The sequence below is a fragment of the Lentzea sp. CA-135723 genome (assembly GCF_050936595.1).
Classification (GTDB): domain Bacteria; phylum Actinomycetota; class Actinomycetes; order Mycobacteriales; family Pseudonocardiaceae; genus Lentzea.
In genome coordinates this window covers 850,111-864,993 of record NZ_JBNJMK010000001.1, presented here as the reverse complement: position 1 = coordinate 864,993, position 14,883 = coordinate 850,111, and the positions used below count along the sequence as shown (strand labels likewise).

The following is a 14,883-nucleotide window of genomic DNA, read 5'->3' as shown; positions in this document are numbered from 1 at the left end:
GTAAAGACGCGTCCGGCGAACAGCAAACGCGCACCCCAACGCCTTGAGCCGAACGTGAGCCGACGTTTCAGCCGGCGCTGGAACAGGTCACGGCCGGGCGAGCGGGTTCAGGACCTGCGGCGACGAACCCGAACGAGGTGGTTCCCCCGGCAGCGAGCACGGCGTTGTAGCCGGCGTTGGTGACGGTCACCGCGGTCGCGTCCTGGGTCAGGGTGCCGTTCCACAGGTTGCCGATGGTGTGGCCCGCGGCGGGCTGCCACGTGATGGTCCAGCCGGTCAGGCCGCGTGGGCTGGTGTTGCCCACGGTCACCTCGACCTGGTAGCCGCCCGGCCACGAGTTCGTCACCTCGTAACGGGCAACGCAGGCGGTCGTGACCGTGGTCGTGGTCGTGGTGGAGTTGGCCTGGGCGTTGCTGCTGGGCCGGTCGCCCTGGACGAGAGTGCCGATCACCACACCGGCGGCGACCAGGACGGCAGCACCTGCGGCCATCACGATCACCCGGCGCAGCAGGTGACGGCGGACGGGCAGCATCCGCGTCCCGCTCTTCGGTGGCGCGGCGGGCAGCGGCAGTCCCTCCGCGACCGCCGCGAGCAGCTTGTGGGCCTCGGCCATCGTCGGGCGTTGGGCCGCGTCACGGTGCAGGAGGCGCAGGAGCACCTCGCCGAGCGGGCCACCCGACCGCGGCGGCTCGAACTCTCCCCGGACCACGCGTTGCAGGAGCGCGTAGGGGTTGTCGTCCACGCCGAACGGCGGCGTGCCCTCCAGTGCCGCGTAGAGGGTCGCGCCGAGGGAGAACACGTCCGAGGCGAACGTCGCCGCCTCGCCCGCCGCCACCTCCGGCGCCAGGAAGGCCGGCGTGCCGACGATCAGGCGGGCGTCGGTCACCGTGCCCTCGCCGACCGCGCGGGCGATGCCGAAGTCGGTGATCTTCGCGATGCCGTCCTCGGCCAGCAGGACGTTGAACGTCGAGACGTCCCGATGCACGATGCCTTCCGCGTGCGCCGCCGCCAGCGCGGCGGCGACCTGCCTGCCCACCGCCGCGACCACACCCGGCGGTAGCGCGCCCCGTTCGGCGATCAGCGCCGCGAGGCTGCGGGAGGGCAGGTACTCCAGCACCAGACAGGGCTTGCCGTCGTGCTCGACGACCTCGTACACGCTGATCGCGTGCGGGTGCCGCAGCCGGCCGGCGACCCGGCCCTCCCGCAGCATCTGCGCCACCGCGTCCGGGGACCGCCGGTCCGTGGTGAGCAGCTTGACCGCGACCATGCGGTCGAGCTGCTCGTCGCGGGCCTGCCAGACCACCCCCATGGATCCTCGCCCGATCGACGACGCCAGCCGGTACCGCCCGGCGATGACCTCACCCTCTTCTGGCACATGCCGACGCTACTTGGCCGAGCCGGCCATCGGCCACCTCCGACTTGCGAGACGTAGCAGTTCAGCATTGACTCCAGGTGCCGACGTCGTCGTGCAGAGGGAATCCGGCACCTGGGAGACTGGATCCTCGACCCACCCGCCAGACCAGGAGTGCACAGTGCAGCAGGGAACCGTCCGCTGGTACGACCTCGAGCGCGGCTTCGGCTTCCTCGCCCCGGATGACGGCAGCGCCGACATCTTCGTGCACGTCTCGCAGGTGCAGGGCGAAGGCGCGGCCCGTGCGCTGCGCGAGGGCCAGACGGTGGAGTTCGAGACCGGTGAGGGCCCCCGCGGTCCGCAGGCGCTGCACGTCGCCGTGACCGGGGACGTCGCGCCCGACGCGGCCCTGGGTGTGCTCGCCACCGTCTCCTGGTACGAGCCGGCCAAGGGCTACGGGTTCGCCCTGCCGGACGGCGGGGGTGCGGAGGTGTTCGTGCACTCCTCCTCCATCGTCACCGGGGGCGTCCTCGCGGCCGGGCAGCGGGTGGCCTTCGTCGTCGTCGCCGGCGAGAAGGGGCCGCAGGCCCAGCACCTGGTACCGCTGAGCTTCGACGCCGGGGTCCGCCGAGCCCCTCTGGCCGCGGCCGGTGACGGTGCCGACGGCACCGTCCTGTGGTTCGACGAGGAGAAGGCGTTCGGCTTCGTGGCCGCCGACGACGGTGCGGGCGACGTCTTCCTGCACGTGCGCGCCCTGGTCGACGAGGTGTACCTGCCGACCGAGGGCGACCGGGTCTCGTTCGACACGGCCACCACGGACCAGGGCCGTCAGGCGCGCGACGTGCGGTTCGTGGCCCCCGGCGAGCCGGTGGAGGCCACCGCGGCCCCCAGCCAGGCCCGTCCGGCGGCCCGCGGCGGCGACGGCACGGTCGCCCGCTACGACGCCGACCGCGGCTTCGGCTTCATCACCCCCGACGCGGGCGGGCCCGACCTCTTCGTGCACGTCTCGGTGGTCTCCGGCAGCGAGCCCCTGGTGGCCGGCGACCGGGTGCGCTTCCGCATCCGGCAGAGCGACCGGGGCCCGCAGGCCGACGCCGTCGAGCTCGCCTGACCGTCCGGGACAGTCCTGCGACGCCTCGAAACAGGCAACGAAACGGCGCTGGCACGGACGGTGCTTGCCCAGCCCTTCACGTGCCGAAGGCGCCCTGCTTCTCCAGCGCCTGCAGGTGCTCGAGGAGCAGATGACTGCCAGGAGCCGACAGCGCGGTCACCTCGGCCGGCCGCGCGTCGCCCTAGACCGGCGTGAGGTACATCGACATGTGATCGCGGCGATCTCGAACTCGGTCATGCCCGGCAGATCGAGCTCGGGCCAGCGCGTGCCAGGTGGGCACGGCAGACGCGTCGTGCGTCCATCGATACCTGCGGCGAGCGTCACGAAACGCCGGACCCAGGCGGTGTGAAGAGCCGTGTGGCTCAGGCTGTCGGCGGGGACCTTCAACTCCGGCATCAGGTTTCTACCCCGGTCGGGCCAGATCGGCGCGGAACGCGGCGGCCAGCCCCCTGGCCGGGTGACCGAACCGGAGGCCGCGGGCGCGTTGCTCATCGGTCATCCGCCCGCGTTCGAGGTTGAGCAACCAACTCGCCCGCCGTGCAACGCAGCGATTACGACTTTTCGAGCAGCACAGGTCGAACAAGGACCGCGGGAGCATCCAGGTGGAGTCGCAACCAGGGAACGCGCGGTTTCCAGCGCCGCCTCCGTTGAAAGTGTCCGCGGTCTAGGAACGGCGCCAGAAGTTCCATCGCGATCGCTTTTCGTCATCGGCAGGAAGAGGAGATGGCGGATCCTCCGGCGCGATGTTCGCCGGGACGACCCGTGGCGGCAGGCGGTTTAGCGCGTGGACCAGATCAACGCGCATTTCCGCGGCCGACTGGTACCGCTTCGACTGAGGCTTTTGCATGGACTTCAGCACGATCGCATCAAGGACTTCCGGCACCTGCGGGTTCAACGACGAAGGCGTACGTGGATCATCGCGGATGTGCTGGTAGGCCACTGCGACAGGACTGTCACCTATGAACGGCATCGAGCCCGTCAGCAGCTCGAACATATTGCAGCCCGCCGAGTAGACGTCAGAGCGCACGTCCAAGGGGTCCCCTCGAATCTGCTCTGGCGACATGTATCCGGCGGTGCCGTACGCCTCGTCCGATTCTCTGGGCCTGGACGCCTCACCGAGGGATGCGGCGAGACCGAGTCCGATCACCTTGACCGCACCCGACTTCGTGATCATGACGTTGCGCGGCGTGATGTTGAGGTGCACGAGTCCGCGACCGTGGAGGTAGTCGAGCGCGGCACAGATATCAGCCATCACCTCACAGGCGCGGTTCGCCGAGATAGGCCCCTGAGTCTGAATGATGGTCCTCAAAGATCTGCCATCGACGTGCTCCATCACGATGTACGGCAGCGGACCGTACTCCGTCTGCGTCTCACCGGCGTCGTACACAGCCGCGACCGCGGGGTGGTTCAGCGCGGCTGCCTTCTGCACCTGTCTGCGGAACCGTTCTTGGCGGTGCGCGTCACGGGCGAGGTCAGCGCGCAGCACCTTGATCGCGACTCCCCTGCCCAGCCGGACGTCACGTCCCTGGTGTACTTCCGCGGTACCGCCGTAACCCAGCGTCTCCCCGAGTTCGTACCTGTTCGAGAGCAGCCTGGGGGTACCCCCAGCAAGAGGTGGCGGAGGCGTCGGCTCCTCATCGACCATCCGTCGCTCTGCTGCTCCGAGCGGTATCACATCGGTTATCTCCTGTTCAACGTATTCCTCCGCCGCTTCCGCCATGACCGGCTGATCCGGCCGCAGAATCCGGTACCGCCCACCCAACTGCATCAACACCGACGCCGTCACCGCCGCAGGCGAGTCCGGGTCAACGCTCTCCCCCGCCCCCGCAGAGGGATTCGCGAGCATCGCGCCGATGTCGAACTCCAGCCCGTACCGCGAAGCGATGAACCCGGTCGTCTCTCGTACAACCTTCAACAGATCGTCGCGCTGCACGAACCCCAGCAACAACTCCCGCGCCCCAGGCAGGAACTCGTACCGGCTCAACTCCGGCCCGCACCGCCTCAGCACCCCGCCCAGCAACACCTCCGCGACGCGTACGTCGTCGGCCTCCGGGAGCATCAGGTCGCGCACCAGCGTGATCACCGGCAACGTCAGCCAGGCCGCGGACAGCAGACACGCCAGGTGGAACGCCTCCGCTGACACTCCGAGACGGAACCGCTGCACCACCTGGTGCGGCGACTCCTCTGACGCAGCGGCAAAAGGCAGCGGAGGTGCGAGCAGCGCCGCGTTGCTCCAGCCGGGAGCACCGGACACAACCCTCGCCCAGGAGGCGAGCCACGGCGCGTCCAGCCGCACCACCGGGATTGGCGCCGAAGCACCGTCGCGGGTGGTCCACGTGGCGTTCGGGGCTCCTGGGCCTGGGACGCGCACCTGTCCAGCGACCGCCCGTGCGCCAGTGCCCGCCCACATGGGCGGTGACAAGACGTGACACACGGTCACCGGGGCTCGGGTGCCCCACTCGCGCAGACGGTCGTGCATCTCGCCGTTGCGCCAAGCCTCGCTGACGCCGTCCGTCATCACCAGCACGGCGTTGCGTTGCCGTAGCGGCTGGCCGCCCAAGGAGAGCACGTCGACGGCGCGGAACAGGCGCAGCTGCTCGGCGAACGTGCGGAACCGCTGGATCTGCGGCCGCCACAGCGCCATCGTGGGGCCTGGGTCGGTGACGAGCGACAGCGTCAGCCAGCGTTCGGTGTCAGGGCGGAACACCGGGCTCCAGATGCCCTCCTCGGCGATCCGGTTGACGGTCTCCGTCTCGTCCAGCAGAACCCTGCGGTGCGACCTGACCTGCCTGCTCAACGGACGCATCGCGCGGCCCAGGACGAGTTGGTTCGACTTGCGGTGCGTGCGCACCGGTGGCCGCACGGCGACGCCGCGGATCCGTTTCAGGTCGCCGCCGCCCGCACGGCGCACGGCGTAGAGCTCAGCCACGTCATCGGCGGGTTCGGCCGACGTGGCCGGTTCTTCCGCAACGACCGGGTCCGGTACGGCGGCAGGATCATCTTCGGCACCAGACGCGATCGTGCCGCCGACGACGGGCACCGCCGCGGGTGGCACGACGACGTGCTGGGCGAGCCACAACGCGTCGCGCAACTCGTGCGCCTCCGGTTCGATGCCCGCCGCCGACAGCACCGCGACGAGGTCGTCGATCACGGTCCGGTCCCGTTCAACGGTCGTAGCACCGCGTCGATCACGTCCTCGACGGAGTGGTGGTGGCCGGAACCCGAGGTGGCCAGGTAGATCGCGTTGAGCAGCTGGTCGGTCGTCACCTCCGCCCTGTCCCGCAGCGCGAGGAAGTCGCGGATCCGCTCCTCCGCCGCGCTCGCCACCTCCGGGCCGAAGTGCGCGCCCAGGATCGATCTGATCTGCTCCGGCGTCGGCGCCTTCATGTCCAGGCGCAGGCACCGCCGCAGGAACGCGGGCGGGAAGTCGCGCTCACCGTTGCTGGTCAGCACCACGAACGGGAAAGCACGGCACTGCACGACACCTCGGCTCACCGGCGCGCGCATACCCCGGTCGGCGGTCATCACGTCCACTTCCTGGATCGCAAGCGGCAACCGGCTCAGCTCGTCGATCTCGTACTCCCCGTCCTCGAAGACGTTGAGCAGGTCGTTCGGCAGGTCGATGTCGCTCTTGTCGATCTCGTCGATGAGCAGCACCCGCGGCCGGTCGTACGGCAGCAGCGCGGTTCCCAGCGGGCCGAGCCGCAGGTGCCGGCCGATGTCCTCGCCCAGTGAGCCGTCCGAGGCAGGTTCGGTGTCACGCTCGCGCAGTTGCCGCAAGTTCTCCTCCCGCAACCGGCCGATCGGGTCGTAGCGGTACAGGCCGTCGCCGAGCGTGGACCGGCTGGTGATCGGCCACCGCAGCACCGGCCCGAGCTTCAGTTCGTTCGCCACCGCGTATGCGAGCGTCGACTTGCCCGTGCCGGGTTTTCCCGTCACGAGCAACGGTCGCCGCAGGTACAGCGCGGCGTTGATCATCTGGATCTCCTCCGCCGCGGCCTCCCGCGACCGGATGCTGCCGAGCCTGCGCGCGGTGCTCGCATCGACGTCCCCAGACGGATGCGCGAGGGCTGGACCACCGGTGAACGTCCGCCAGCCCGGCGGGTCCGGCAACGCGTCGACGCGGTCGTGCGGCACGCCCTCGCCGGTGTAGACGGGCCAGGCGCTCATCGATCTCTCCTCATACTGGTGCTCGCCAGGTCATCGTGGGCGGGATCCGGTTGGGGTCGTCCCACAGCAGCACAACACCCAGTCCGGGATGGTCGCCGGGGACGTGGGACCTGCCCGCGTCGAATCGCTGGTCCTTCACCGCCCCCGGCACAGCGCACGGCTGCCGCCCCAACAAGATCTTTTCAGTCGGTTTCTGGTAGCCGAGGTGCAGGTCGCTCGGCCGGTGCCACAGCACCACCGGGACACCCGCGGCCAGCACGGCCTCGACCGCCTCGAAGATCGGCGTGGTCACGCGGTCGCGGGTGATGCCGATCGTGTGCGCCTCCCTCAACGCACGGGCGTCGTACGCGGAAACGGCGTCCGCCGACATCGGCCGGGCACTACCAGGCTGGTCAGCGCGCACTTGCTCCCACTTCCGCTCCCACTCCGGGCTGAGCGGGCGGTCCTGCGGCCGAACGACCACCGGGCAGAGGTCCCCGAGACGCTGGTCGTACCCGCCGAAGCAGACCACCAGTTCGTCGACCGGGTGCTCCAGCAGGTCCACCGGCAAGCGGAACTCCACGATCGGCTCAAAACCCGCGACCGCCAGGATTTCCTCCAGCAGCCCGCTCAGCGCGGCACGGGTGGCGCCGAGCGCCAGACCGTCCGAAGTAGACATCAGCTGCCATCCGCCGCAGGGCCCGTAGCACCACAGCACCACGTCGAACCCGGCCCCCAACAGGTCAGGCGTCACCTGCACCAGGTACACGTCGCGCAACGGCCCGCTGAACCTCGCCAACGACTCCAGCGCGATTCCGTGCTCCGGAGCGTGCTCCTTGATCCACGACAGCAGCGCGCTGTTCCGGCCACCCGCGCTCGCCAATCTGGCCAGGAACTCGAACAGCGGCACGGCACCCGTCGCGCCTCTCAACGCGCTGACGACACCCCAGACACTGCCGGGAAACGGCGGCATCCTGCCCGCAATGCCGCGCGCGACGTCCCGGTACATCAAAGCGAGATCGGCGGGGACCTCCACACCCTCGACGATCGACCGCAGCCGGCCCACCGCGTCGTCTTCCAGCAGCAACAGGTTGGACGAGAACGCCGTCGCCCGCGGATCCGCCGCACTCGCCGAGAACACCACGTGCTCTTCCGAACCCCGACCGCAGAACGAGACGTAGCTCGGCACCTGATCGGTACGTCCCTCGTCGTACCAGGCTTGAAAGCGCCGCCGCACCCCGTCGCTCAACGCCGCCGGGTCCGGCGGCCAGGTCCCCGGCGCCAGCTGTCCGAGCACCTCCCGCACTGCCTGCGAGAACAAGCCCGTACGCGCGGTGTCGTCGTTGACCGCGAGCTGCCCCGGGCTGGTCGCGAACAGCACGTGCTGATCCCGGGACGACTCCGACCTGCCCATCGCCGGAACGAAACGAGGCAGCGACGTCACCCAGCCGCGATCGTGAACGAACGTCTGACAGGCATCGACGAGCACAAGCTGTCGCGGATGGGAGGAGTAGGAATCGGTCCTCATCGCCCTCAGCAGCGTATTGAGGTCCAGGTTGAGCTTGCTGCGTTCGACGGCGTCGCCGTAGAAGAGCCGGCAGGACTCCATGTTGTCCGCCACGCCGTGCCCACCCCAGTAGACGATGAGCAACTCGCTGCTCAAAGACGTCATCTTCGTGAACGTTTTCTCCACCCGCCACGACACCGGCTCGGACGGCACCACCCCGCACACCGGACCCGCCGGACGCGAGATCAGCAACTCGATGTTCGCTGCGGGCACCCCGCGCGAAACCAGCCACTCCACGAACTTGCGGGCGTCATCGACCGGACCCCGCAGGCTCCAGCCCTCGATGCCGTACTCGTCGACACCGACGACGACCGCCCGTGTCCGCAACGGGTCGACGATCACGGCAGGACCTCGTCGAGCACCTGGTAGAAGCCCTTGTTGGCGACGTACGCGCTGTGCGAGCGAGGGAACCCGATCCGGTTGTCCACCCGACGATCGGTCACCCCCGCTGGGAAGAGCTTCTCGCCGACGAACGCCAACAGGTCGCGCTGGTCGTACACGTTGACCCAGCGCGGCATCCACTCCGGCAACGGCGCACCGAACTCCAGACATGGCAACGCGTTGAGCTCGTACAGCAACGGCGCCTGCGAGCCGACCGTGACAAGTAGTTCGACACCGGGCAGGGCCCGCGACACCAGCAGTTCGAGCGAGGCGATCCCACCCAGGCTGTGCGCCACCAGCACTGCAGGGGGCTCCGCCGCCAGCACCGCCTGCTCGATGAACTCGCGAACCGGTCCACCTCGAGTCAGGTACACCAGCACATCACCAGCCAGCGGCGCCACCGACGACGTGAGCACGTGGCGACGCCGCTCAATCAGCCGCGACAATCCCGACCTGGCCACGAAGCCCGCCAGCACACTCCCCGGTGCCCGCTCCGAGTCTCCGAGCCCCGCCAGCACCGCCGCCAAGACCTCGTCGAGCCGGGCACCGTCGACCGGCACCTGGCCCAGCCTGTCTTCCGCGCGACGCAGCGTCTCGGCGACGAGCGCACGGGCCAGCGCGGGCCGCAGCACGTCGTCCGACGTGGTGAACCTGGCGTGCGCCAGCACATGGTCGACCGCGTCCTGGACGTCGGGCGCGAGCACTGGGTGCCCGGCCAGGTCGAGTCGCCGCGCGGCGGCCGCGAGCCGCTGACCGGGCGCCGGAGCGTTCGGCGCGAGTTCCGCACCACCCTGGGCGGCCAGCAGCTGGAGTTCGCACAGCGGGTCGTTTTCCAGCAGCTCCCACAGGTCCTGCTGGCCATTCAGGACACCTCGGGTGGAATCTCGCACCGGAACCGATACGCCGCCCGCGAGCAATTTTGCTCCGACCTGCTCACCCCAGTAGCACGGCGCGACCGTGAAACCCGGGCGAATTCGCTCGACCCCGCCCCTGAACTCGGCGAATGCGATGTCGTACGCCGGCTGACGGACACCGGTGCCGTGTATGTAGAGGACTGTGGTCAACGCCTTCTCTCCGACTCGATCGCTCTATGTTGTTATCGCCCAACACAGGACAATGTGCGCCGAAGAATCCTATCGTGATGCATCCGAGACATTGAGCGACGCCCGCTGTTCCCGGCGGAGCGGAGCCGCCGACGTGGTCACGACATGCCGGCGGTTGCGAACCAGCACCAGCAATGTCGCCAGCCCGAGCAAGGTCTGGACAGCGATCAACGAGGCCGCCCGAGATGTCGGCCCGTGCCGTTCTTTGCGGAACACATCGCACCGGACGGGTCGTGTGCAACCGACTTACTGGCACGACTTTCGGTCAACACTGAAGCAGCAGAGACAGGTGAGCACTGTCAAGCTCACTCTCCGTGCGTCACTGCGGCGACTTGTCTCCCGCTTCATCGACCACACCCCGATCAATGGCCGAGAACGAAGCCTTGATGCCTGCGAACAGGCCCCTCCAACGATCGGTGCCAGGCTTGAGCAGCCCACCTTGGATACGGAGATAGCCCAGCCGGAATTCTCCCGCGCCGCGAACTCGACCAGCAGCACGACGGTTTCACCGCCCCTGTGCCGCTCGAAAAGGTATCGCACGGCACACCCTCGACCGCGTCGCGCTGCCCGGCTCTGCGTCGTCCGGCACCGTGCGCGCCGTGCGCGCCCACGTGTTTGACGCACCCACCCGACGACAGGGTGTTGGAGCGCGGACACCCGGACGGCCCGAAGATCTGGGCACAGGTCGAGCGCGCCCGCCGCACCGAACAAGTGTCTGAAGTGGACGACTTGCCGCGCCGCCGCACCACCGTGATGGTCGCAGCCTGGACCGGCCTGAGGCGCGCTCGTGGGTGTCAGAGCTGCCGGCTTCCCGGCACCGGATTAGTAGGTGAAACTCCGTTTCCCCCAGTCGGCCAGGCCAGCCGTTGTCACCGCGCTCACGCCGACGACCCGGCCACGCGGTCTGGCGTTCACCGCGCCGGTCACCTGCCCGAACTTGATGCTGCGCGCCCAGACTTCGGCCACGTCGCCCGCGATCTCCACGATCTCGACCTGGCCGATGTCGGCTGGACCGCACCCGGTGCACTTCGGGTTCTGCGCGATCACCCAGACCGTGCTGTCCTGCCACCCATCCGCAAGTCGGCGCTTGTTCTGTTTCGGTTTCTGCCTCAACAGGCGTGGAATCCCATCCCGTTTCAGCACCTCCGCGACAGCACGGTCCCCACGCTCGAGATGTGCTCGACATAGATCCATCGCCGACGAAACCAATTCGACCGCGTCCGGTCGGAGCGGCATTCTTGTCGGGTGCCTGAACACATCGATCAGATCCTCGGCTTCGAACACCGGTTCGCGCGCGCCCAGGCGAGCCACGTGGTGGAGCTGCCGTGGGGATTCGTCCTTCTGCAGCGGGATTTTCCCTTGTCGCACAATCACAACCGGATAGTCGTCACCGCACCGGCTAGTGCGGACGAGGTCATCAGAACCGCTGACGCGGTGTTGGGAGGCGCTGAGCTGGCACACCGGTACGTGACGGTCGACGACGATGCGCTGGGGGTGTGGCTGGCGCCGGAGTTCACCGCCGCCGGCTACCGTCACGACGTCGTCGCCACGATGGTCCACTCGGGCGCGCCGGCCGAGGCGGTGTCGCAACCGGTGTGCGCGGTTTCGCTGGAGGTGGTTCGGCCGGCGTTGATCCGCGACTGGCGACGAGAGCTGCCCGACGCAACCGACGAGCGTCTTGGGCAGCTCGCCGATCGCGTCGGGCTGTGCACCAGGGGTGCCGACCTGACGGTGCTCGCAGCCTACGAGGGCGACGAGATCGCCGCGCATGCCGAGTTGTACGTCGACCGCGGTGCTGCGGTGGCGCAGTTCGAAAGCCTGGTCACGCATCCCGAATTCCGTGGTAGGGGACACGGCGCGGCACTCGTGTGCGCGGCACTCGTCCGAGCGAAGAAGGCTGGATGCGCGCTGTCCTTCCTGACCGCGGACACCCAGGACTGGCCGTACGGCTGGTACCAGCGGCTCGGGTACTCCGAGGTATTCCGAAGCCATCACTTCAGCCGCCGGTGAGTCGGTGGACGCGCGTCGGGCCGGCCTGGGACTACACCTCGCCGGGGTAGGAGCCGGCGCCGCCCATCGCGACGAAGAGCTTCCGCTTGCCGGTGAAGGGGTTCCGCGCATGAGCAACCGCGACGTTGTCGACCGCGAGGACGTCTCCCCTGTGCCACGGGAACGCGGACTCGAGGCTCCGGTAGACGTCGAGGATCTCGGTCATCACAGAGTCCTCGATCTCCGATCCATCGCCGTAACGGCACGACCTCGGCATCTCGTCCTCGCTGAACAACTCCTGGAGCGCCGCGCGCGTCTGCTCGTCCAGGCACGCCGTGTGCCAGTGCTGGGCCTGGTTGAACCACGACATCCGGCCGGAGCCCGCGTGCTTGACCACTGCCGGGCGGACGCACGTGGTGCGCAGCCGGTCACCGTCAAGCCACTCGTGACGCAGACCGGTCTCCGCGCACCGTCGTTCGGCCTCCGCCCTGCTGTCGGTGCCGAACACCTGCTGCCACGTCAGGCCCAGTCCAGCCCGGTACACGCGCTGGTAGCCGACCCCGCGTTCCTCGAACCGGCGGCGAAGAGCGGGATCGAGCGTCTCGTAGACGAGCCGGCTGTCGACCACCGGCGTCTCCCCGCCGGTTTCCGCGGGTTGTCCGCAGCAGAACACGATGCGCAGCGGCCATTCGGCGTTGAAGGAGTTCTCGTTGTGCCACAGCAGGTGCTTGTCCGGTGGGTAGAACACCGGTGTCTGCACGCTGCTGCCGTCGAAGACCGGGTTGTGCTCACCGTTGTCCGCCACCAGTTCGCCGCAGATCAGCTCGGCTACCGGTTCGAACCTGTCCGGTGTCGCGATGTCAAACCCGCGGAACAACACCGCGCCCGCGCGAGCCAGTCCCTCGTCGACCTCGGCGCCGTTGCGGGTGATCCAGTCGAACAGGTCGTCACCCGTCTCAGCTGGGGTGAGCACATGTGGCAAGGAGTCACGCATGGGTCAGTTCCTCTCTCCGGGCCGAAGCACGTACGCGCATTCGGTGTGCCGCCGGCTCACCGAGGCCACGGGGCTCGACCACTGTTCGTGGCGATCAGCGAAGTGGACGCTCAACGGGTGGCCGGACTGACCACCCGGGACTTCGAAGGACGCGTCGCCACCGGGCGACAGCACGGAACGGCCGGCGGCGGCGAAGCCGGGCACGCACGTGCGAACGGCGTGCAGCGCACCCGGCTGAGCGGTCGCCGCGACGCCCAGCAGTGGCGCCGCCCACGGCACCAATGCGGCCAGCGGGTGGTCCAGCCCGACCTGGTTGACTTCTCCCCACCGCGGCGCCCCACCCTCCACCGCCTGGTCGACGCACTCCTCGACAAGGCCATCAGGCACCAACGCGGGGTCGCCGGAGCGCAGGATCGCCAGCAGAGGCCGGTCCACACAACGGAACGCGTACCGGAACCTCGGCTCCAGCTCGCGGCACGGCGCGAAGAACGGCGAGAGCACCCGTCGCGCGAGAACCTCCCGCAGCCTCACCAGCACGGCGAACGCGGAAGAGTCCACATCGGACCTGCCGTCCCACGATGCGAGGAGCGCGGCCGCGATGTCGTCGCGCCCGGCCAGCACACCTACCGCGATGTCGCGGTACGGCTCGTACAGCTCGACCGAGGTGTCGTTCTGCAGCGCGCGCATGTCACCGTCGTGCCCGGCCAGCAGGGACCGGATCCGCCGCGCGCGGAAGCCTGGATCGGTGTCGTAACCGATCCTGAACGGCTCGTCGGGCAACGCGGAGTCGTTGGCGGACACCAGAATCCCGTCCGCCGGGTCGAGCAGTCCGGGGCGCTCTGCTCCGGACAGGTACCCCTCTCCCGGCCTCCGGGGCAGCAGGCCGGTCGCCAGGTGCGCGGTGGCTCCGGCCGAGTCCGTCATGAGGACGTTGAGTGCGATGCCGTCGGCATCCTCCAGGACGCGCACGCCCTCCGCGACGCTCGTCGCGTGGACGAGGCGCTGGAACTTCAGGTCGCACGCACGTGGATCGTGCCCGGTCCAGCGGAGTGCGACCGGTTCACCCATCAGCGGCTCGGGCGACACCGGCAGTGAGCCCGTCCAGACGGTGCGGCACTCGGCCTCCTGACCGCCACGCACACGGATGCGCGCGATCTGGTCCTCGGTCTCCTCGGCCGGGACGAGGTCGAGCACATCGGCGCTGAGATTGGTGACGCCCCAGGCGAGGTGACCGTTCGTCCCGGTGAGCACGACCGGCAGGCCCGGCGTGGCCAGTCCCCGCACCCGCCCTCCCGGCCAGGCCAGGTCGACCTCGTAGAGCATGTTCGGCATGGTCAGCGGTAGGTGGGGGTCGCAGGCGAGCTGATCTCCCGCGACCCAGCAGTTAGACCCGGCGACCGCTGCGCCCACCTCGACCAGGTTCTCGCCGTGACCTCGGAACCGCGCCAACTCCTCGGGCACGCCTCCCCCGCCCGGCAAGAAGAAGGATGCGACGTCCTCCGGGAACGCCCTTCGCACCACGGCTTCCGCCCGCTTGCTCTGCTCGTTCCACGACAGTCCGTGGTACATCGACAGCACGATGAGCAGGCTGTCCTCGACGGTCCACCTTCCCGGCCGGTAGGAGAGGAACCGGCTCTCGAACGGCACGCTCGCCAGCGCCGCGTTCACTCCGTCCGCGAACGCTGTGAGCAGCTCTCGTTCCGGGGCCTCCAGCTTCCCGGCCGCGGCCTTCGCGGCGGCACCGAACCCGAGTCGCCGGTGCTGGACGTCCACGGGCAGCGCTGTCCTGCCCCACACCTCGGCCAGGCGCCCGGCGGCGGTGCGTCGCAGCAGGTCAAGGTGGAAGCCCCGATCGCGGCCCATCACGAACCCGAGCGCCCGGACTGCGTCCAGCCACGACGCGGCCTCGATCCGGGTGACGCCGTCGGACCGCAGTTCTGCCCGCACCTCGTCGTCGAGGCCGGGCACCGAGGCGCCGCCGCAGTCCGCGTGCGACGTCACGAGCGCACGCGCCATCCGGAACTCCAGAGCGACGCGAGCACGGTGCACGCGCAGATAGCCGATCCCCCATCCGAGGGCGACCACCAAGGCGACCGGAACGGCCCACCACAGCGCGAACACTCCAGAGAGAACGACAGCACAAACCGTCGCGGCGGCACTCACCACTGCCGGCTTCGCCGTCGGCAACCGCCACAACCGCCGGTATCGGGGCCTATGAGCCTGGCACACCCTCACGGC

Annotated in this window: 10 protein-coding genes and 3 pseudogenes; 3 read left to right on the top strand and 10 right to left on the bottom strand. The window is 69.2% G+C overall.

Annotated elements, in window-relative coordinates; all coding sequences use genetic code 11:
• Positions 1-67: 67 nt before the first annotated feature.
• Complete coding sequence (locus ACQEU1_RS03530; RefSeq protein WP_433196136.1) at positions 68-1,375, bottom strand: protein kinase domain-containing protein; 1,308 nt, start codon at positions 1,373-1,375, stop codon at positions 68-70.
• Between the two features lie 157 nt (positions 1,376-1,532).
• Between ACQEU1_RS03530 and ACQEU1_RS03525 the strand changes: the two are divergent.
• A pseudogene (locus ACQEU1_RS03525) lies at positions 1,533-1,736 on the top strand (cold-shock protein); the annotation flags it as partial.
• The gene (locus ACQEU1_RS03520; RefSeq protein ID WP_433211295.1) at positions 1,731-2,462 is read left to right on the top strand and encodes a cold shock domain-containing protein; all 732 of its coding nucleotides are present in this window, start codon (positions 1,731-1,733) and stop codon (positions 2,460-2,462) included. The pseudogene ACQEU1_RS03525 and the gene ACQEU1_RS03520, both read left to right, overlap by 6 nt.
• A gap of 156 nt (positions 2,463-2,618) precedes the next feature.
• On the opposite strand, the gene ACQEU1_RS03515 is transcribed toward ACQEU1_RS03520, so the two are convergent.
• The 7 genes and pseudogenes from ACQEU1_RS03515 to ACQEU1_RS03485 form a co-directional block, all read right to left on the bottom strand.
• Positions 2,619-2,858 carry a class I SAM-dependent methyltransferase gene (locus ACQEU1_RS03515; protein ID WP_433211292.1) on the bottom strand — a complete coding sequence of 80 codons (240 nt, stop codon included), beginning with the start codon at positions 2,856-2,858 and terminating at the stop codon, positions 2,619-2,621.
• Positions 2,859-3,225: 367 nt separating this feature from the next.
• A pseudogene (locus ACQEU1_RS03510) lies at positions 3,226-4,107 on the bottom strand (protein kinase domain-containing protein); the annotation flags it as partial.
• A 234-nt stretch (positions 4,108-4,341) separates the two neighbouring features.
• A pseudogene (locus ACQEU1_RS03505) lies at positions 4,342-5,592 on the bottom strand (hypothetical protein); the annotation flags it as partial.
• Positions 5,593-5,609: 17 nt separating this feature from the next.
• Entirely contained in the window at positions 5,610-6,632 is a 1,023-nt protein-coding gene (locus tag ACQEU1_RS03500; protein ID WP_433196134.1) for an AAA family ATPase, read from the bottom strand.
• 10 nt (positions 6,633-6,642) lie between these two features.
• On the bottom strand, positions 6,643-8,520 hold the full coding sequence (locus tag ACQEU1_RS03495; protein ID WP_433196132.1) for a caspase family protein: 1,878 nt from the start codon (positions 8,518-8,520) through the stop codon (positions 6,643-6,645).
• A complete protein-coding gene (locus ACQEU1_RS03490; RefSeq protein ID WP_433196130.1) occupies positions 8,517-9,449 on the bottom strand; it encodes a hypothetical protein in 933 nt (310 codons plus the stop codon). The genes ACQEU1_RS03495 and ACQEU1_RS03490 overlap by 4 nt, the downstream gene beginning before the upstream one ends.
• A gap of 1,035 nt (positions 9,450-10,484) precedes the next feature.
• The gene (locus tag ACQEU1_RS03485) at positions 10,485-10,946 is read right to left on the bottom strand and encodes a hypothetical protein (RefSeq protein WP_433196128.1); all 462 of its coding nucleotides are present in this window, start codon (positions 10,944-10,946) and stop codon (positions 10,485-10,487) included.
• Here ACQEU1_RS03485 and ACQEU1_RS03480 point away from each other — a divergent pair.
• Positions 10,908-11,672: a GNAT family N-acetyltransferase gene (locus ACQEU1_RS03480; RefSeq protein ID WP_433196126.1), complete on the top strand. Its 765-nt coding sequence runs from the start codon at positions 10,908-10,910 to the stop codon at positions 11,670-11,672. The genes ACQEU1_RS03485 and ACQEU1_RS03480 overlap by 39 nt on opposite strands.
• 31 nt (positions 11,673-11,703) lie before the next feature.
• Here the strand turns inward: ACQEU1_RS03480 and ACQEU1_RS03475 are convergent, their stop codons facing one another.
• Together ACQEU1_RS03475 and ACQEU1_RS03470 are read right to left on the bottom strand one after the other, a co-directional pair.
• Positions 11,704-12,645 carry a TauD/TfdA family dioxygenase gene (locus ACQEU1_RS03475; protein WP_433196124.1) on the bottom strand — a complete coding sequence of 314 codons (942 nt, stop codon included), beginning with the start codon at positions 12,643-12,645 and terminating at the stop codon, positions 11,704-11,706.
• Between the two features lie 3 nt (positions 12,646-12,648).
• Positions 12,649-14,730 carry a penicillin acylase family protein gene (locus ACQEU1_RS03470; protein WP_433196122.1) on the bottom strand — a complete coding sequence of 694 codons (2,082 nt, stop codon included), beginning with the start codon at positions 14,728-14,730 and terminating at the stop codon, positions 12,649-12,651.
• Between the last annotated feature and the right edge of the window lie 153 nt (positions 14,731-14,883).

Bases quoted from the DNA above. Each gene is read 5' to 3' on its own strand.
- ACQEU1_RS03475 (WP_433196124.1), bottom strand. From the start codon at position 12,645: ATGCGTGACTCCTTGCCACATGTGCTCACCCCAGCTGAGACGGGTGAC.
- ACQEU1_RS03500 (WP_433196134.1), bottom strand. From the start codon at position 6,632: ATGAGCGCCTGGCCCGTCTACACCGGCGAGGGCGTGCCGCACGACCGC.
- ACQEU1_RS03515 (WP_433211292.1), bottom strand. From the start codon at position 2,858: ATGCCGGAGTTGAAGGTCCCCGCCGACAGCCTGAGCCACACGGCTCTT.